This is a genomic window from Streptomyces sp. NPDC001922 (assembly GCF_042891165.1).
Lineage (GTDB): Bacteria > Actinomycetota > Actinomycetes > Streptomycetales > Streptomycetaceae > Streptomyces.
Genome location: NZ_JBIASV010000005.1, coordinates 34,840 through 53,232, shown reverse-complemented (window position 1 = coordinate 53,232; position 18,393 = coordinate 34,840). Strand labels below are relative to the sequence as shown.

Below are 18,393 nucleotides of genomic sequence, written 5' to 3'. Positions count from 1 at the left end.
CCAGGCGCCGTCCCGGTTCCGACGGTCCCCGGCGCGTGCCGTCGGCGACCGGCCCGCCATCGGCGACCGGACGGTCAGACCGTCAGGCCGCGCACCAGCAGATCGAGCAGGGAGCAGACGAACAGGGCGATGCCGATGAAGCCGTTGACGGTGAAGAAGGCCCGGTTGAGCCGGGACAGATCACCGGGCCGGACGATGCTGTGCTCGTAGAGGAAGGCCGTGACCACGATCAGCAGCCCGGCCCAGAAGAAGATCCCCGCACCGGTGGCGAGGCCGTACCAGGCGAGCAGCAGGGCCGTCAGAACGTGGCACACCCGCGCCCCGTACAGCGCGCCCGCGACCCCGAACCGGGCCGGGACGGAGAGCACCCCGTGCGCCCGGTCCGCCTGGACGTCCTGGCAGGCGAAGATGAGGTCGAAGCCACCGATCCAGATGCCGACGGCGAGCCCGAGGAGCACCGCCTCCCAGGACCAGTCCGCGGTGACGGCCAGCCAGGCGCCGACCGGGCCCATCGCCTGCGCCAGGCCGAGGATGGCGTGCGGGTAGTGGGTGAACCGCTTCCCGTACGGATAGACCACCATCGGGATCACCGCGACCGGGGCCAGCGCCAGGCAGAGCGGGTTGAGCAGGGCCGCGGCCCCGAGGAAGACGACGACGGCGACGAGGGCGCCCGTCCAGGCGGACCGGACGGAGACGGCGCCGGTGACCAGTTCGCGGCTCGCGGTGCGCGGATTGCGGGCGTCGATCTCGCGGTCGATGATCCGGTTGGCGGCCATCGCGAAGGTCCGCAGCCCCACCATCGCGACGGTGACCAGGAGCAGCTCCCCCCAGTGGACCCGGCCGTCCTCCAGGTGCATCGCGGTGAGCGAGGCGATGTAGGCGAAGGGCAGCGCGAAGACCGAGTGCTCGATCATCACGAGCCGGAGGAAGGCCTTCACCCGGCCCGTCGGTGCCGAGCCCGGCCCGACGACGCCCTCGGCGGCGGACATCACAGGCCGTACTCCTTCCAGCGGCGGTCGACCTTCGCCGCCGTCTCCGGGTCGGACTGCACCATCTCCGGCCAGCCGCCGTCCCGGGTGTAGCCCTCCTCGGGCAGCTTCCGGGTGGCGTCGATGCCCGCCTTGCCGCCCCAGAACTGCTGGTAGGAGGCGTGGTCGAGGTGGTCGACCGGGCCCTCGACGACGCTCAGGTCACGGGCGTAGTCGGTGTTGCCGAGGGCCCGCCAGGCGACCTCGTGCAGATCGTGCACATCGCAGTCGGCGTCGACCACGACGATCAGCTTGGTGAGCGACATCATGTGCGCGCCCCAGATGGCGTGCATGACCTTCTGCGCGTGCTTGGGGTAGCGCTTGTCGATCGAGACGATCGCGCAGTTGTGGAAGCCGCCCGCCTCGGGGAGGTGGTAGTCCACGATGTCCGGCACGATGACCTTGAGCAGCGGCAGGAAGAAGCGCTCGGTGGCGCGCCCCAGCGGCCCGTCCTCGGTGGGCGGCCGGCCGACGACGATCGACTGGAGGAGCGGCCGCCGACGCATCGTCACACAGTCGATGGTGAGGGCCGGGAAGTCCTCCTGCGGGGTGTAGAAGCCGGTGTGGTCCCCGAACGGGCCCTCCGGCAGCATCTTCCCGGGCTCCAGCCAGCCCTCCAGGACGACCTCGGCGTTGGCCGGGACCTGGAGCGGCACGGTCTTGCAGTCGGCCATCTCGACGCGCTTGCCCTGGACGAAGCCGGCGAACAGGTACTCGTCGATGTCGGCGGGCAGCGGCGCGGTGGAGGCGTAGGTCACCGCGGGCGGGCAGCCGAAGGCGATGGCGACCGGCAGCCTCTCCCCGCGGCGGGCCGCCACCTGGTAGTGGTTGCGGCTGTCCTTGTGGATCTGCCAGTGCATGCCGATGGTCCGGCGGTCGTGGCGCTGGAGCCGGTAGAGCCCGAGGTTGCGGACCCCGGTCTCCGGGTCCTTGGTGTGCGTGAGGCCGAGGTTGAAGAACGACCCGCCGTCCTCCGGCCAGGTGAACAGGGCCGGAAGCCGGTCGAGGTCGACGTCGTCACCGGTGAGGACGGTCTCCTGGACCGGGGCGTCCTTGACCTTCCGCGGCGGCACGTGCGCCATGCCGGCCAGCTTGCCGAAGGCCTCCCGCATCCCGACGAAGCCCTGCGGCAGCTCCGGCTTGAGCAGGCCGCCGATCTTCTCGCTGATCTCGTCGTAGGACGCCAGCCCGAGGGACTTGAGCAGGCGGCGGTCGGTCCCGAAGACGTTCATGGCCAGCGGCATCGCCGAGCCCTTGACGTTCTCGAAGAGGAGCGCGGGCCCGCCGGCCTTGTTCACCCGGTCGACGATCTCACCGACCTCCAGAAAGGGGTCCACCTCGGCCTTGATGCGCTTGAGGTCGCCGTCGCGCTCCAGCGCCCGCAGCAGGGAGCGAAGATCGTCGTAAGCCATACGCCCCAGTATCGGGCACCTACTACCCTGGTCACGTACCCGGGGCCTCGCCCGGCCCCACCGCCCGCCGTCAGGGGGACCGCACCACCATGCTCAGGTATCTGCCGTTTCTGCTGGTCCTGGCGATGTGGATCTACGCGTTCATCGACTGTCTGAACACCCCCGAGAACGAGGTCCGCAAGCTTCCCAAGGGTGCCTGGGTGCTGATCATCGTGCTCTTCGGCTATGTGCTGTTCGGTTCGCTCGCGTGGTTCCTGGCCGGGCGCCCCCGGCGCGCGGCGGCGGGCGGCACGGCCCGGTCGTTCGGCGGCCGCGGCGGGGGCCGCTGGGTCGCTCCGGACGACAACCCCGACTTCCTCAAGTCCCTGGACCAGAACCGCGAGCGGGAGCGGGACGAGGACCACGGCCCGGACGAGAACCGGGGCTGAGCGGGTTCCCGCCGTGCACCTCCCGGCGGTGAACGACAGAACGACGGCGGCCGTCCCACCGAGCCTTTCCGGTGGGACGGCCGCCGTCGTCGCCGAACGAGCCGTCAGACCCCGGCGTAGGAGTGCTTGCCGGTGACGAAGATGTTCACGCCGTAGTAGTTGAAGAGGTAGCAGCCGAAGGCGATCAGGGCCAGGTAGGCGGCCTTGCGGCCCTTCCAGCCGGCGGTGGCGCGGGCATGCAGGTAGCCGGCGTAGGCGACCCAGGTGATGAAGGACCAGACCTCCTTGGGGTCCCAGCCCCAGTAGCGGCCCCAGGCGGCCTCGGCCCAGATGGCGCCCGCGATGATCGTGAAGGTCCACAGCGGGAACACCGTGGCGTTGATGCGGTACGCGAACTTGTCGAGGCTGGCCGCGGAGGGCAGCCGCTCCAGGACCGAGGCGGCGAAGGCGCCCGGCTGCTTGCCCGACGGGTCCGCGAGCCGGGCCTCGTAGCGGTCGCGGAAGAGGTACGCCAGGCTGCCGACCGCGCCGAGGTAGAGGGAGGCGCCGGAAATGACCGCGCAGGAGACGTGGATCCACAGCCAGTACGAGTGCAGGGCCGGAACCAACTGGTCGCTGTCGGTGTACAGGACGGAGACAGCGAGGCCCAGGTCGAGGAGGACGCTCGTGACCAGAAGGAGTCCGATCCAGCGCACATTCTTCTTCAGCACGAGGAGGAAGAGGTACACAGCCACGGCCACCATCGAGAAGGTGATGGAGAACTCGTACATGTTGCCCCAGGGGGCGCGTTCCACCGAGAGGGCGCGGGTGAGCACGCCACCGAAGTGCATGAGGAAGGCGAGGACGGTCAGGGAGACGGCGATGCGGCCGTACAGGTCGCCCTTCTCGGTGCCGCCGGCGGCGCCGGGGCCGTCGGGCACGTCACGGCTGCCCGCGACGGACCGGGTGACGACCTTGGGGCGGTCGAGCACGGCCGTGCCGCCGGCCTGTCCGGACGCCGTGACCGTGACCTCGGGGGCCGCGGGCGCGGTGAGCGCGGCAGCGGTGCGGCCCACCTTGCTGCGGCTGCCGAAGACCCACTCCGCCATGTGTGCGATGAAGGCGAGGGTGTAGACCGCCATCGCCGAATAGATCAGCACGTTGCTGATGTGGGCCAGGTTCTCGTTGGCCGCGGCCGCGAGGTTCACGCGCGTGCTCCTTCGCCTTCTCCGGGTTCCGCAGGGTCGGCTGGTGGGTCGGCCGGCGTTTCCGCCGCTGGTGTGTCCGCCGCTGGTGTGTCCGCCGCTGGCGGGTCGGACGGCTCGGTGTCCGGTTCGGTGGCTGCCGGTTCCGTGGCTGTACTCTCCTCGGCTGCCGCCTCGGTGGCTGCCGCCTCGGGGTCCCGGTCCGCCTGCTCGGGAGCGCGGTCCACCGGCGGCGCGTCCGGCCGGAGGGCCACGGCGAGGTCGGCCAGCTCCTCCGGGAGCTTCGCCGATTCGCTGCGGCCGAGCCCGGCCATCTCGACGACCGTGCTGCCGTCGGCGTCGCGCACCGCCCGCACCCAGACGCGTCGGCGCTGGATGAAGAGCGAGGCCGCGAGACCGGCCAGCGCCGCCACCGCGCCGCCGAGGGCGAACCCGTTGGCGGGCCGGTGGGAGACCTGGAAGCTGGCCCAGGCCTTCACCCCGTCGAACTTCAGGGAGCCCGCGCCGTTCGGGAGCTTCATGGTCTCGCCCGGACGCAGCGCCTTGCGGAAGATGTCGCCGTTCTTGTCCTTGAACTGCTTCATCTTGCGCGTTTCGAGCTGGTACACGTTCTGCGGCAGGCCGGAGTCGATGCCGAGGCTGCCGTGGTAGGCGTTCAGCGACAGCACCGGGAAGTCCAGCGCCGGGAAGGAGGAGTGCGGGCCGCGCACCGCGTCCAGCGCATAGGTCGGGGCGAACCGGCCCTGGAAGCCGAGCTGGTCCTTCTTGCCGTCCTTGTCCCGGTAGTCCGGGACCTTGATCACGCCGACGGAGCTGAGGTTGCCGTCCTGCGGGAGGAAGGCCACCGAGCCCTGGTAGGCGACGTCGCCCTGGCCGTCCCGGACCGTGACGACCGGCGCGTAGCCGTGCTCGAGGAGGTAGACCTTGTTGCCCGCGACGTCGAGGGGCTTGTTCACCTCGATGGCGCTCCGCTTCGTCTTCCCGTCCGCGCCTTCCCAGTAGGTGACGTCGGCGCGGTACTTGCGGGGGGTGCCCTTCTGCGGGCCCTTCCGCTCGTAGGTCGCGTCGAAGGAGTGCAGGGAGAAGCCGAAGGGCGCCAGGCTGTCGGCGTCGAAGAGACTGCCGGACTTGAAGTCGTCGTACTGGGTGAGCGTGTTGGAGAAGCCGTCGCCCTCGACGATCAGCTTGCCGCCCTCCGACTTCCACAGCTGCCCGACCGCGAAGGCCACGAGCATCACGATCAGCGCGATGTGGAAGACGAGGTTCCCGGCCTCCCGCAGGTAGCCCTTCTCGGCGGCGACGGCGTCACCGACGGTGTGGGCACGGAAGCGCCGCCGCCGGACCACGCGCTGCGCGGCGGCGAGCACCTGCCCGGGCTCGGCGTCCGTGCGCCAGGTGGTGTGGGCGGGCAGCCGGGTCAGCCGCTTCGGGGCGGCCGGCGGCAGGCCGCGGAGCTGGCCCACGAACTGCCAGCTGCGGGGGACGATGCAGCCGATGAGGGAGACGAACAGCAGGATGTAGACGGCCGAGAACCACACCGAGCTGTAGACGTGGAAGAGCCCCAGCTTCTCGTAGACGGGGGCGAGCGTCTCGTGCTGGTCCTTGAACGTCTGGACCTTGACCGGGTCGACGCTCGACTGCGGCACCAGCGAACCGGGCACCGAGGCCAGCGACAGCAGGAAGAGCAGGATCAGCGCCGTGCGCATGGAGGTGAGCTGCCGCCAGAACCAGCGGCCCCAGCCCACGGCCTCCCGGCCCGCCCAGGCGAGCCCGCCCAGCGCCCCGGGCCGGCGCACCCCGCCGAAGGACCCGGGCATCGCCTGCCCGGGCTGCTCCTCGACCGGGGCCGTCGACAGCTGGGAGCCGGCTTCGCCCAGGCCGGTCTCCTCCGCGGCCTCGGCGGTGGCGTGGTCCGTATGGGTCATGGATCAGATTCCCGGGGTGAAGTTGGAGGTCCAGACCTGCATGTCGGCGATCATCCGGTCCCAGACGCCGGTGACGAGCAGGACTCCGACGGTGACCAGCATCAGGCCGCCGGTCCGCATCACCCAGACGTAGTGCCGCTTGACCCAGCCGAACGCGCCGAGCGCCCGCCGGAAGGCGACCGCCGCCAGTATGAAGGGCAGGCCCAGACCCAGGCAGTACACGGTGGTGAGCAGCGCCCCGCGGCCGGCGCTCGCCTCGCGGAGGGCCAGGGTGTTGACCGCGGCCAGCGTCGGGCCGAGGCACGGGGTCCAGCCGAGGCCGAACAGCACGCCGAGCATCGGCGCGCCCACCAGCCCCACCGCGGGCTTGGTGTGGAAGCGCAGCTCGCGCTGGGTGAACCCGCCGAGCACGCCGGTGAAGATCAGCCCCATGGCGATCGTCAGCGCACCGAGGATCTTGGTGATCGTCTCCTTGTGCGCTTCCAGGGTCAGTCCGGCCTGGCCGAACAGGGCGCCGCCGGAGACGAAGACCGCGGTGAAGCCGAGGACGAACAGCGAGGCCCCGGCGACCATCCGGCCCCGCCGGGCCTCGGCCAGGTCGGTGCCGGTGACGCCGGTCACGTACGACAGATAGCCCGGCACGAGCGGCAGCACGCACGGGGAGAAGAACGAGACGAGCCCCCCGAGGAGGGCGATGGGCACCGCGAGCAGCAGAGCCCCCGTCATGACGGTGTCGTTCGGGTCGGTGGCGGCAGCGGCGAGCACGCTCACGCGATCACTTCTCCGCGATGAGCGGGTCGAGCGCCTTGCGCAGCTCGTCCTCGCTCAGGGCCTTCAGGGCACGGGCCGCGACCTTGCCGTCCCGGTCGACGATGACCGTCGAGGGGATCGCCTTCGGGTTGAGGCTCCCGGCGGGGAAGCGCAGCATCAGCTTCCCCACCGGGTCGTAGAGGCTCGGGTAGGGCACGCCGAATTCCTTCTGGAACTTCACGGCCGGCGGCTTGTTGGGGTCGCGGACGTTGATCCCGACGAACTCCACGCCGTCCGCCTTGGTGGCCTTGGCCACCTTCACCAGGTGCGGCATCTCGAGCCGGCACGGCGAGCACCAGGAGCCCCAGACGTTGATGACGAGGAGCTTGCCCTTGTAGTCGGCGAGGTTCAGCTTCTTGCCGTCGAGGGTGGTGCCGGAGATGTCCGGGAGCGGCTGCCGGTCGGCCTTCTTCGCGGTGTCGATGCCTCCGGTTCCGGCGACGAACTTCGTCCCGGCGGAGCCTCCGGACGTACCGCCGCCGAGGCAGGACGTCAGGACGAGCGCGGTGGCCGCCGCGCCCACGGCCGGAAGGACGATCCGGCGGAGGGGCGTGCGGCGTCGGGGCACACGGCGAGCACTCATGTGAAAAGTTTCGCATGGCGCTTCCGGGGAGAATTCGCACCCCCCTCAACCCACCCGAAACCCCCTGTCAGGGGCGGCATCGAATCGCCCGGACGGAGGACTCGACGGGAGACTCAGACGGCCGAGAGGTACGACTTCCAGCCACCCGTCGGCCGTTCGCCGACGCCCAGCCGGCGCAGCTTCGCGAGCACCTTGGGGTCCTGGGCGTCCAGCCAGTCCACGTACTGCCGGAAGGACACCAGCCGCACGTCCTTCCGCTTCTCGTCGGCGATGTGCTTGATCGCCTCCTCGACGGCGTTCATGTAGATGCCGCCGTTCCACTCCTCGAAGTGGTTGCCGACGAAGAACGGCGCCCGGTTGCTCTCGTAGGCCCGCTGGAAGCCCTGGATCAGCGCCCCGCGGGCCTGCTTCTCCCAGCCCGGGTAGTTCGACGGATCGCTTTGGGTCGCGGCCTGCGACTGGTTGGCCATCATGTTGTAGTCCATCGACAGGACCTGGAAGCTGCGGCCGGGGAAAGGTATCTGCTGGAGCGGAAGGTCCCATATGCCCAGCTTCTTGCTGGGCCAGACCTGGAGGCCGCCGGAGGAGCTGGCGTCGTACCGCCAGCCGAGCTCCCGGGCCGTCGGCAGCAGCCGGTCCTGCCCCTTCAGGCACGGGGTCCGGCCGCCCACCAGCTCCTTCGTGTAGTCGAAGGGCAGCGGCTGGAGGTCCTTGAAGCCGGTGTTGGTCCGCCACTTGGTGACGAACGACACAGCCTGGTCGATCTCGGAGCGCCACTGGGCGGGGGTCCAGTTCTCCACCGAGCCCGTACCGCTGCAGAAGTGGCCGTTGAAGTGGGTCCCTATCTCGTGGCCCTCGAGCCAGGCCTTGCGCAGGTTCTCCAGGGTGACCCGGATGTGGTCGTCGGTGAGGTAGCCGATGGCGGAGGCGCCGACCGGGTTGTTCGGCGGGTGGTACAGCCGCTTCTTGGACTCGGGCAGCAGATAGATGCCGGAGAGGAAGAAGGTCATGGCCGCGCCGTGGTCCCGGGCCACCTTGCGGAAGCGCGGGAAGAGACCGTTGCCGACCTCGCCCGCGCCGTCCCAGGAGAAGATCACGAACTGGGGCGGGGTCTGGCCCGGTTCGAGCCGCTCGGGCTTGGGCTGGTGGGGCTGCCGTCCGCTGTGCGCGGTCGAACCGTCCCCGATCGGCTTCTCCGTGGGCCGGTCGCTCCCGCCGCCCCCTCCGGAACCCGTCCCCCCGCGTCCCTTGCCGGAGCCCGTGTCCGGGCCGCAGCCCGCGGCTCCCGCAGCAGCCACTGCGCCCAGTCCCATGCCCAGCAGTCCCCGACGACTGATGTCGCGCATTGTGTCCCCATCCACGTACCGGTGTCCGTTCCTCGTACGAACGGACACCGGCTAAGAGGGAGGGGACGAGAGGCGGGTTCCGGAGAACGGCGCGTTTTCTACGCTCCGAATCCCTTGCTGCCCTTGACAGCACCCCGGCCGAAGCGCTTCTGGGCACCGGCGAGCAGGTGCGGCGGGACCAGGTCCCGGGCGGGTTCGCTGTAGCCGACCGAGACGAGCCGGTCGCCCCGGAAGGTGAACGAGGTCACGCTCGCCAGGGTGCACTGCCGGCGGCGCGGGTCGTGCCACAGCCGGCGCCGCTCGGCGAAGCTCCGGACGATCCAGATCGGGAGCTGGTGGCTGACCGCCACCGCCTCGTGCCCCCGCGCGGCGTCGCGCGCCGCGCCGAGCGCCGCCATCATCCGCACCACCTGGTCGATGTACGGCTCACCCCAGGACGGCCGGAACGGGTTGGTGAGGTGACGCCAGTTGGCCGGGCGCTTCAGGGCGCCGTCCCCGACCCCGAACGTCTTCCCCTCGAAGACGTTGCCCGCCTCGATCAGCCGCTCGTCGGTGGCGAGATCCAGCGCGTGCGCCTTGGCGACCGGCGTCGCCGTCTCCTGGGCCCGCTCCAGCGGGGAGGAGACGACGTACCGGATGTCCCGGTCGGCCAGGTGCTCGGCGACCCGGTCGGCCATCTGCCGGCCGAGCTCCGAGAGGTGGTAGCCCGGCCTGCGCCCGTAGAGCACACCGTCCGGGTTGTGCACCTCGCCGTGGCGCACCAGGTGCACGACGGTGGTGCTGCTCTGCCCCTCGGGGGCACTCGCGTCGGTCATGTCGTCCATCATGCAGAGGCCTCGGCGGCGGCCCGCGCCGCGGTCGGCAGTGCGGCCGCGATCCGCTCGACCGCCGCGCTGTCGTGGGCCGTGGAGACGAACCAGGACTCGAAGGCGGACGGCGGAAGGTAGACGCCCTGGGCGAGCATGGCGTGGAAGAACGCGGTGAAACGGTACGCCTGCTGGGCCTTGGCCTTGTCGTAGTCGGTGACGTCCTCGTCGGTGAAGAAGACGGAGAACATGTTCCCGGCGGTCTGCAGCCGGTGCGTCACCCCTTCCTTGGCGAGCGCCTCGGTGACCAGCCCGCGCAGCTCGGCGGAGACCGCGTCCACCCGCTCGTACGCCGCGTCGTCCAGCAGCCGCAGCTGGGCGAGGCCGGCGGCGGTGGCGACCGGGTTCCCGGAGAGGGTGCCCGCCTGGTAGACGGGGCCGAACGGGGCGAGGTGGGCCATGACGTCGGCGCGCCCGCCGAACGCCGCGGCCGGGAAGCCGCCGCCCATGACCTTGCCGAAGGTCATCAGGTCCGGCTCGACACCGTCGATCCCGTACCAGCCGGACTTCGACACCCGGAAGCCCGTCATGACCTCGTCGGAGATGTAGAGCGCGCCGCTCTCCGCGCACAGCGACTTCAGCCCGGCGTTGAAGCCCGGCAGCGGCGGCACGACGCCCATGTTGCCCGGCGACGCCTCGGTGATCACGCAGGCGATCTCTCCCGGGAAGCGGGCGAAGGCGTGGCGGACGGCGTCCAGGTCGTTGTAGGGGAGCACGATCGTGTCGCCGGCCTGGGCGCCGGTGACACCGGGGGTGTCCGGCAGCCCGAACGTCGCCACCCCCGAGCCCGCCGCGGCCAGCAGCGCGTCCACGTGGCCGTGGTAGCAGCCCGCGAACTTGATCACCTTGGCGCGGCCGGTGAAGCCGCGGGCGAGACGGATGGCCGACATCGTCGCCTCGGTGCCGGAGGACACCAGCCGCACCTGCTCCACCGGCGCGATCCGGTCGACGATCTCCTCGGCGAGCGCGACCTCGCCCTCACCCGGCGTGCCGAAGGAGGTGCCGCGGGCGACGGCCGCCTGCACCGCCTCGATCACCTCGGGGTGGGAATGGCCGAGGATCATCGGTCCCCACGAGCACACCAGGTCGACATACTCGCGACCGTCGGCGTCGGTGAGGTACGGACCGGTACCGGACACCATGAAACGGGGCGTACCACCGACGGCTCGGAAGGCACGGACGGGAGAGTTCACGCCGCCGGGCGTCACGACGGCCGCACGGTCGAACAGCGTCTGCGAAACTGGGGCATCGTACGAGTAAGTCACGCAAGCCATGGTGTCAGAGCCCGGCGGGGATGCGTCGTCGGGCGTTTCGCCGCCGGACGGCGGGGGAGGTCTCTGACACGATGATCGGGTTGCGCGGCGATGGCCGTGAGTGGTCGGGTGGAGATATGCAGCGCGGTGGCGGACTGGGCGAGGGGACCGATGACCTGGGCCCCGAGCGCGCTCAGCGGGGGCGGCACCGGCGCGAGGGCGAAGCGCGGACTGGTGGGAGCAGGGGTGGCCGAGTGGGGGTGACCTACAAATACTTCGGTGCGCCGGACGGGGCGACCGCCGCCAGGGTCCCCATCTCCATGCGCCCGGAGGAGCTCGGTGGGGACGAGCTCGGCATGGGGGGCATGTTCACCAAGATAAAGCCGGAGACGATGGCGGCGATGGTGCTCACGGGCATCGAGGGCGTACCGCTGCACAAGGTCCCGCCGCTGGAGCTGGTGGTGCTGCACCCGGACTACGCGGTGGTCAAGCTGCCGATGACCGTCGTGGACCCGCTGCGTGGCGTGGGCGAGGAGTCCGTCGGCGCGGCGGCCTTCATCTGGTCCACCGTCCCGGACCGCGGCGGCCCGCGGGACGCCTTCAACGTCTACCAGCTGCTCCACGAGTGGCAGGACTTCTCGCACCGGCTGCACGAGGCGGGGCACCAGCCGTACTGCCTGGTGTGGCCCTGATCCACTGGCTGGTGCGGCCCTGACGTACTGGCTGGTGCGGGCCTGACGTACGGCCCGATGCGGCCCTGACGTACTGGCCTGGTGCGGGCCCGGGCTGCGCGTCCACGGTCACCACGGGAGCACGGACCGGGTCCGTGTCGGCGCCGGTGCGGACACCGGCAGGGGCACCCCGCTCGGCGGAGTGCCCCTCACTAATATCGCTGCCGGTGATATGTCGTCGTCCCGTTGGTCGGCGGACCGGATCACGACTGGCCCTTCACCCGGCGACGGATGACGACCGCGCTCCCGCCGGCCGCCAGGGCGACCAGTGCCGCTCCGCCGACGAACTCCGGGTTGCCGAGACCCTGACCGGTGCCGCCCTCACCGGCGCGGGAGCCCCCGGTGGGCCCGACGGTGAGCCAGTCGAAGAACTTCCTGCCGTCGCCGCAGCGGAGGATGACCTTGTTCTTGCCCTTGGCGTCCCGGAGGACCTTCGCCGTGCCGGCCAGCTGCCGGCCGCTGGGCTGGAGCCGGGTCGTCCCGAAGGCGGCCGAGTACGCCGTCGCCCCCCGGCGGCTGTCGCACTTCTTGTCGTCGGTGATCCGCACGGTCTGGCCCGGGCGGGCCCGGTGCGGATCCACACTGGCCGTGGCGGCGGGGGCGGCCAGACCCACGAGCGCGGTGGCCGCGACCGTGGTGGCGAATACACGAGCTGGTCGCATGGACTCCTCCTGTGCCGGCCGTGGCTCCGGTGGCCACCCTCGGGATTTCCGGCACAGTCCGATGCAAAGCGAGGAGCGTTCGGCGCGCGACGCGAGCGCCACGCCGAAGTCACCCTGATGCCGGATCAGTTCCCGTGCGTCCGGGGGAGTTCTCGCAGCGTCTGCGGCGTGTCGCGGGATATCCGCCTTCCCCCCTGATGATCGCGTCCGCACGGGTGAGCCGCTGCCGCCGGCCGGGAGGCGCCCCGTCCGCGGGCCTCACCACGCCACGGGCGGCACGTGCGGGTACCGCCGGGTCGAGCCGCTCTCCCACCGCACCTGCTCCGGTGCCGCCGCCGGCCGGCCCGGGAAAGGGCGGGCAGCGTACCGACGTGCTCCATCCGGGCCGGGCCCGCCCCGAGGCACCGGTGTTCTCCCCCGCCGAGGGCTGGGTGGGCGACCGGCCAGGACCGGTCGGGACCGGTTGAGGTCGGCCGGGGCCGGTCTCATCCGGCCGCGGGAAGACGGCCCCGTCCCGGTTGGCTGGGGACGCCCCCGGGGCCGTGCCCTGCGCCCCGTGCCCCGTGCCATGGTCCGGGCCCGGCCGACGGGGCGCGGGAAAGCTGCCGGCAGGGCCCAGCGGACCGGAGCCACGGTCGGCCGACGGGGCGCGGGGCCCAGCGGACGGAGACCGGAGCGGTGCGACCCGGCGGGGCCCAGAACGCGTCGGGACCCAGAACGCATCGGGACCCAGGGCGGCGGAGCCCCCGCGGCCGGAGCCCCCGCGGTCGGAGGCCCGGCTCAGTGGACGGAGAAGCCGCCGTCCACGCAGATCGACTGCCCGGTGACGTAGCCGGAGGCGCGGCTCGCCAGGAACACCGCGGCGCCCGCGAAGTCCTCGGCCAGACCGTTGCGTCCGACCAGGGTGCGCTCGGCCAGCGCCGCCACCCGCTGGGGGTCGGAGGAGAGCCGGGCGTTGAGCGGCGTCATCACGAACCCCGGCACGAGCGTGTTGCAGGTGACGCCGTGCGGCGACCAGGCCTCGGCCTGGGAACGGGCCAGCGACTCCAGCGCCCCCTTGGAGACGCCGTAGGCGCCGCTGCGCACGAAGGCCCGGTGCGCCTGCTGGGAGCTGATGTGGATGATCCGCCCGAAGCCCCGCTCGGCCATGCGGGTGCCGAACCGCTGTCCCAGCAGGTGGGGCGCCTCCAGGTTCACCGCCATGGTGGTGTCCCACGTCGCGTCGTCGAGCTCGCCCATCGGCGGGCGCAGGTTGATTCCGGCGGAGTTGACGAGGATGTGCGGCTCCCCGTACACCGCCGCCGCCTTCTCGGCCGCCGCGCGCACACCGTCGCGGGTGCTCAGGTCGGCACTGACCCAGGACGCCCGGCAGCCGTCGGCCGTGAGCTCGTCGGTGGTGGCGGCCAGTTCCGTCTCCCGGCGCGCCACGACCACCACGCTCGCCCCGGCACGTGCCAACGCGCCGGTGATGGCGCGGCCGATGCCGGAACTGCCACCGGTCACCACGGCGACCAGCCCGTCCAGCGAGAAGAGTTCGGAGAGATACCGGTGCGAGGTCATGTCCGCACCCTAGAACGGCGCGGCCCCAACGGCCTTGCCCGGAGGGCGGATTCCCATCCAGTGGACAGCGCCGGTGACCTCACGTCGCCGCACCTTCCCGACCGGGGCGTCCGACCGCCGACGAGCCCCCGGGCCGGCGCGGAAATGACCAGCGGCCCGCGCCGGGTCACGGCGCGGGCCGCCTCTGTCAGCCTCTTCCAGGGGTCAGAGGCTCCGGCATCGCCACGGGTGTGCGGCTACCGCCGGAAGACCTTGTTCTTCGCCTGCACGGACTCGTCGGAGCAGGAAGCCTTCTCCGCAGCGGTCATCTTGCGGGACTTGACGACCACCGCATTGTTCTTGCCGTCGGTACCGTTCGCCGCCGGACCGGTGATGGTGTCCGGCACGAACCAGTAGTAGTGGCCCCACTGCGGGTCGTCGTAGTGAGTCTGCCAGGTACCGGTCACCTTCTGCATCACCTGGGCCCGTGAGATCCATCCGACCTCGCCCGGCTTCACCGTCATGTTCAGCGAGCTGTTCTCGGCGTGGGTGTTCGTCCAGGTGTGGCTGTACGTCGCGGTCACGCTGAGGTCGATGATGCCCGCGATGCTGCCGCCCGCGGTGACGGAGACACCGGCGGAGTCGGTGGACCCCACGGTGTCGGTCCAGCCCATCGTCTGGCTGGCGTCCGACGAGGTGCAGTTGTAGAGCGCGTCGGAGACCTTGTGGAACTCGCCGAGGTACGCCTCACCGAGCTGGGGGTCGTTGAAGCTGCACTTCCCCTTGCCGGAGCTGCAATCGGCCATGAGCTGATCCCGCGTGGGTTCGTCGGCGGCCGATGCGGGGAGAGCCATGGCCCCCACCATGCCCAACGCCGATGCCGACAGCGCGAGCAGTCTCGCTCCACGCCTGATCGCTCGATTTATCGCCATGATCGTGCCTTTCACCTTGCCTTTGGGGGCCAGTGACGCCAATGGGCTTGGAATCACTGCCTGTTGCGAATGAGACTGACGCAACACGTGATGTGCACAACACCAAGAAATGGCAAAGTTGTAGTTGATGCTAAAACAGGTCATCCGACCAGAACGGGTAGAGAACAGGGAAAGAAGCGACAGGAGTTGACGTGGCGCATACTTGTGGCGATCGATTTATGCTGCTCGGGATCGCTGTCATCGCCGTGAGGAGCACCGCATGAGCACCCGTACCGCCGTCGTGACCGGGGCCAGCAGCGGGATCGGGGCGGCCACGGCCCGCCGGCTCGCGGCGGCCGGCTACCGGGTGGTCCTGACGGCCCGCCGCGAGGAGCGCATCCAGTCGCTCGCCGCCGAACTCACCGCGGCCGGGCACCGGGCGCTCGCGTACCCCCTGGACGTCACCGACCGGGCCGCCGTCGACGCCTTCGCCGCGTCGCTGGACCGCTGCGACGTCCTGGTGAACAACGCCGGAGGGGCCATCGGCACCGAACCGGTGGCGTCCGCGGACCCGCAGGACTGGCGCACGATGTTCGAGGTCAACGTCCTCGGCGTGCTCAACGTCACCCAGGCCCTGCTCCCCGCCCTCACCGCCTCCGGCGACGGCACGGTCGTGGTGCTGTCCTCCACGGCGGGGCTGGCCACGTACGAGGGCGGCGGTGGCTACGTCGCCGCCAAGCACGGCGCCCATGTCATCGCCGAGACCCTGCGGCTGGAGCTGAACGGGCAGCCGGTGCGCATCATCGAGGTCGCTCCCGGCATGGTGAAGACCGACGAGTTCGCGCTCACCCGCTTCCGGGGCGACGAGGAGAGGGCGGAGGCCGTCTACGCGGGCGTGGCCGAGCCGCTGACGGCCGACGACGTCGCGGACACCATCGAGTGGGCGGTGACCCGGCCCCCGCACGTCAACATCGACCTGCTGGTCGTCCGGCCGCGCGCCCAGGCGTCCAACTACAAGGTGTACCGGGAGCGCTGAGCCGGCAGGGGCCAGGACCCCAGCGTGGGCAGGGCTCGGGGCCTCCGTGGCGCGGGGCGGGGCCGGGGTGCGTCCGCCCCGGCCACGTCGGCAGGCCCCGGCCGCACCGGACTCCGCCGCCGCAACGGGTCGTGACTCAGCCATGCGGCCGCGGTGCCGGCGGCGACCGCGCGAGCCCCGCTCCACGCCGAAGGCCCCGGACTCTGCCGCCCGGGTCCGGGGCCCTTCGGTCGTCCGGAGCGCCGCATGCCGGCCCTGTTCGGCCCGGTGAGGTCAGCGCCTCCGCCTCAGCCCTTCACGCAGATGACCTGCTTCAGCTTGGCGACGACCTGCACCAGGTCCCGCTGCTGGTCGATGACCTGCTCGATCGGCTTGTACGCGCCGGGGATCTCGTCGACCACCCCTGCGTCCTTCCGGCACTCCACACCGCGCGTCTGCTCCTCCAGGTCCCGCGTGGAGAAGCGCCGCTTCGCGGCGTTCCGGCTCATCCGGCGGCCCGCGCCGTGCGACGCGGAGTTGAACGACGCCGCGTTCCCCAGGCCCCGCACGATGTACGAGCCGGTGCCCATGGACCCCGGGATGATGCCGTAGTCGCCGGAGCCCGCCCGGATGGCGCCCTTCCGGGTCACCAGCAGGTCCATGCCCTCGTACCGCTCCTCGGCCACGTAGTTGTGGTGGCAGGAGATGACCGGCTCGAAGGCCGGCTTCGCCTTCTTGAACTCCTTGCGGACGACGTCCTGGAAGAGCCCCATCATGATCGCCCGGTTGTGCTTGGCGTACTCCTGCGCCCAGAACAGGTCGTGCCGGTACGCCGCCATCTGCGGGGTGTCGGCGACGAAGACGGCGAGGTCGCGGTCGATCAGCCCCTGGTTGTGCGGCAGCTTCTGCGCCTGGCCGATGTGGTACTCCGCCAGCTCCTTGCCGATGTTGCGGGAGCCGGAGTGCAGCATCAGCCAGACGTATCCCTCCGAATCCAGGCAGAACTCCACGAAGTGGTTCCCCGACCCCAGGGTGCCCATCTGCTTGGTCGCCCGCTCCTGACGGAACTTGACCGCCTCCGCCACGCCGTCGAACCGGGACCAGAAGTCGTCCCAGCCCGCCGTGGGGAAGCCGTGCAGCCGGCCCGGGTCCACCGGGGCGTCGTGCATGCCCCGGCCCACCGGGATCACCTGCTCGATCTTCGAGCGGAGCCGGGACAGGTCGCCGGGAAGATCGTTCGCGGTGAGGGAGGTCTTGACCGCGCTCATGCCGCAGCCGATGTCCACACCCACCGCGGCCGGGCAGACCGCGCCGTGCATCGCGATCACCGAGCCGACCGTGGCGCCCTTGCCGTAGTGCACGTCCGGCATCACGGCGAGGCCCTTGATCCACGGCAGCGTCGCGACGTTCCGCAGCTGCTGCATGGCGCCGTCCTCGACCGTCGACGGATCCGTCCACATCCGGATCGGCACCCGCGCACCCGGCACTTCGGTGTATGCCATGACTTCCCCATTCCCCCGAAAAGCTAAAAAACGCAAAAGCCGGACTTACCGTCCGATACCTGTCGGAGGGACGGCGGGCGCGGCAGCACGTGCGGTACACATTGTGTCCATTGGCCGCGGAAGGGCGGCAACCAGTTTTTGCCCGAAGGGAGCCGAGGACCGTGCAGCGAAGGTCGTACGTACCGGGTGCCGTACTGCTGACGGCCCTGCTCACCGCGGGGCTCACCGGCTGTACGGGCGGCTCGGACGGCGACACCCCCGAGGACTCCAAGCCCGGCGGACCGTCCGCCTCCGCACCCGACGCGGAGCCCGGCAGATACCGGACCCTCCCCGAGCCGTGCGGGGCCGTGAGCACCGGCACGCTGCGCGCGATGCTGCCCGGCATCGACGACCTCGCGCAGGAGGAGCGGAAGAAGGCCTACGACGGCCAGGCGGCCGTGACATTCGACACGGACCGCCGCGTCGGCTGCCGCTGGAAGTCCGTCTCGGACGCCGGCACCCGCCACCTCAACATCGACTTCGAGCGGATCGTCTCCTACGACGCCGCCGTCAGCGACGACGACCGCGCCCAGGAGCTCTACGACCGGAAGGCCACCGCGGCGGGCATCCCCGCGGCGTCGCCGTCCGGCGGCCAGAACGCGGAGAGCCAGGACAAGCCGTCCGCCTCCGCCTCCGAGTCCGCCGCCGCGGGCGCCGACACGGCCGAGGGCGCGAGCAAGAGCTCGGGCACCGACAAGAGCTCGGGCACCGGCAGGACCGGGAGCTCGGGCGGGAGCGGCGCGTCGGCCGGCGGGGACGACGCGTCGAAGGACGCCGCCCGCAAGGGCGACGCCTCGGCCGAGCCCGGCGCGAAGGACACCGCGAAGCCCGGAGCGAAGGACGAGTCCGGGTCGGGCGACAAGCCGGGCAGCGGCAGTTCCTCCGCCCCCGCGGACGCCGGCGCCGACACCGCGCCCCGCCCGCTCGACGACCTCGCCGACGTCGCCTACCTCGACGACCGCCTGGCCACCGCCGACTCCGGCGTCCACCGCGACGTCACCGTGGTGTTCCGGGCGTCGAACGTCATCGTCACCGTCGAATACGACCAGTGGTCGGCCACCCAGTCCGACCAGCCCGACAGTCAGGACCTGCAGAGCAAGGCCCAGCGCCTCGCCCAGGAACTGGTCGGGCGCATCAGTGAATAGACCTGTCCCCCGAT

17 protein-coding genes are annotated in these 18,393 nt (G+C 71.2%); 4 read left to right on the top strand and 13 right to left on the bottom strand.

What is annotated here, in order from left to right; genetic code table 11:
* Positions 1-74: 74 nt before the first annotated feature.
* Together mqnP and ACFYYR_RS10155 are read right to left on the bottom strand one after the other, a co-directional pair.
* The gene (mqnP, locus tag ACFYYR_RS10160; RefSeq protein WP_388849466.1) at positions 75-989 is read right to left on the bottom strand and encodes a menaquinone biosynthesis prenyltransferase MqnP; all 915 of its coding nucleotides are present in this window, start codon (positions 987-989) and stop codon (positions 75-77) included.
* Complete coding sequence (locus tag ACFYYR_RS10155) at positions 989-2,440, bottom strand: menaquinone biosynthesis decarboxylase (RefSeq protein WP_388849463.1); 1,452 nt, start codon at positions 2,438-2,440, stop codon at positions 989-991. Before ACFYYR_RS10155 ends, mqnP begins: the two co-directional genes overlap by 1 nt.
* A gap of 89 nt (positions 2,441-2,529) precedes the next feature.
* Between ACFYYR_RS10155 and ACFYYR_RS10150 the strand changes: the two genes are divergently transcribed.
* Positions 2,530-2,868, top strand: coding sequence for a PLDc N-terminal domain-containing protein (locus ACFYYR_RS10150; RefSeq protein ID WP_388849460.1), 339 nt, complete (start codon positions 2,530-2,532; stop codon positions 2,866-2,868).
* A gap of 104 nt (positions 2,869-2,972) precedes the next feature.
* Here the strand turns inward: ACFYYR_RS10150 and ccsB are convergent, their stop codons facing one another.
* From ccsB to hemL, 7 genes are all read right to left on the bottom strand, one after another.
* Positions 2,973-4,055: a c-type cytochrome biogenesis protein CcsB gene (gene ccsB / locus ACFYYR_RS10145; protein WP_388849457.1), complete on the bottom strand. Its 1,083-nt coding sequence runs from the start codon at positions 4,053-4,055 to the stop codon at positions 2,973-2,975.
* Positions 4,052-5,977: a cytochrome c biogenesis protein ResB gene (locus ACFYYR_RS10140; protein ID WP_388849454.1), complete on the bottom strand. Its 1,926-nt coding sequence runs from the start codon at positions 5,975-5,977 to the stop codon at positions 4,052-4,054. Before ACFYYR_RS10140 ends, ccsB begins: the two co-directional genes overlap by 4 nt.
* 3 nt (positions 5,978-5,980) lie before the next feature.
* On the bottom strand, positions 5,981-6,742 hold the full coding sequence (locus ACFYYR_RS10135; protein ID WP_351507916.1) for a cytochrome c biogenesis protein CcdA: 762 nt from the start codon (positions 6,740-6,742) through the stop codon (positions 5,981-5,983).
* A 10-nt stretch (positions 6,743-6,752) separates the two neighbouring features.
* On the bottom strand, positions 6,753-7,370 hold the full coding sequence (locus ACFYYR_RS10130; RefSeq protein ID WP_388849451.1) for a TlpA family protein disulfide reductase: 618 nt from the start codon (positions 7,368-7,370) through the stop codon (positions 6,753-6,755).
* Between the two features lie 113 nt (positions 7,371-7,483).
* Positions 7,484-8,716, bottom strand: a complete 1,233-nt coding sequence (locus tag ACFYYR_RS10125; RefSeq protein WP_388849448.1) for a hypothetical protein — start codon at positions 8,714-8,716, stop codon at positions 7,484-7,486.
* Positions 8,717-8,814: 98 nt separating this feature from the next.
* A complete protein-coding gene (locus ACFYYR_RS10120) occupies positions 8,815-9,531 on the bottom strand; it encodes a histidine phosphatase family protein (protein WP_388849445.1) in 717 nt (238 codons plus the stop codon).
* Positions 9,532-9,539: 8 nt separating this feature from the next.
* The gene (gene hemL, locus ACFYYR_RS10115; protein ID WP_388849442.1) at positions 9,540-10,856 is read right to left on the bottom strand and encodes a glutamate-1-semialdehyde 2,1-aminomutase; all 1,317 of its coding nucleotides are present in this window, start codon (positions 10,854-10,856) and stop codon (positions 9,540-9,542) included.
* 116 nt (positions 10,857-10,972) lie between these two features.
* Here hemL and ACFYYR_RS10110 point away from each other — a divergent pair, with 116 nt between their 5' ends.
* The gene (locus ACFYYR_RS10110; protein WP_351507826.1) at positions 10,973-11,527 is read left to right on the top strand and encodes a hypothetical protein; all 555 of its coding nucleotides are present in this window, start codon (positions 10,973-10,975) and stop codon (positions 11,525-11,527) included.
* A gap of 242 nt (positions 11,528-11,769) precedes the next feature.
* Here the strand turns inward: ACFYYR_RS10110 and ACFYYR_RS10105 are convergent, their stop codons facing one another.
* From ACFYYR_RS10105 to ACFYYR_RS10095, 3 genes are all read right to left on the bottom strand, one after another.
* Entirely contained in the window at positions 11,770-12,228 is a 459-nt protein-coding gene (locus ACFYYR_RS10105) for a hypothetical protein (RefSeq protein WP_388849439.1), read from the bottom strand.
* 780 nt (positions 12,229-13,008) lie between these two features.
* Positions 13,009-13,788, bottom strand: a complete 780-nt coding sequence (locus tag ACFYYR_RS10100; RefSeq protein ID WP_388849436.1) for an SDR family NAD(P)-dependent oxidoreductase — start codon at positions 13,786-13,788, stop codon at positions 13,009-13,011.
* Positions 13,789-14,024: 236 nt separating this feature from the next.
* Positions 14,025-14,573 (bottom strand): hypothetical protein, encoded by a 549-nt coding sequence (locus ACFYYR_RS10095; protein WP_388849434.1) that lies wholly within the window; start codon positions 14,571-14,573, stop codon positions 14,025-14,027.
* A 385-nt stretch (positions 14,574-14,958) separates the two neighbouring features.
* On the opposite strand from ACFYYR_RS10095, the gene ACFYYR_RS10090 reads away from it, so the two are divergent.
* Complete coding sequence (locus ACFYYR_RS10090; RefSeq protein WP_388849431.1) at positions 14,959-15,714, top strand: SDR family NAD(P)-dependent oxidoreductase; 756 nt, start codon at positions 14,959-14,961, stop codon at positions 15,712-15,714.
* Between the two features lie 287 nt (positions 15,715-16,001).
* Here the strand turns inward: ACFYYR_RS10090 and ACFYYR_RS10085 are convergent, their stop codons facing one another.
* Positions 16,002-17,195, bottom strand: a complete 1,194-nt coding sequence (locus ACFYYR_RS10085) for an RtcB family protein (protein ID WP_388849428.1) — start codon at positions 17,193-17,195, stop codon at positions 16,002-16,004.
* Between the two features lie 161 nt (positions 17,196-17,356).
* Between ACFYYR_RS10085 and ACFYYR_RS10080 the strand changes: the two genes are divergently transcribed.
* Entirely contained in the window at positions 17,357-18,379 is a 1,023-nt protein-coding gene (locus tag ACFYYR_RS10080) for a hypothetical protein (RefSeq protein ID WP_388849426.1), read from the top strand.
* The last annotated feature ends 14 nt before the right edge of the window (positions 18,380-18,393 follow it).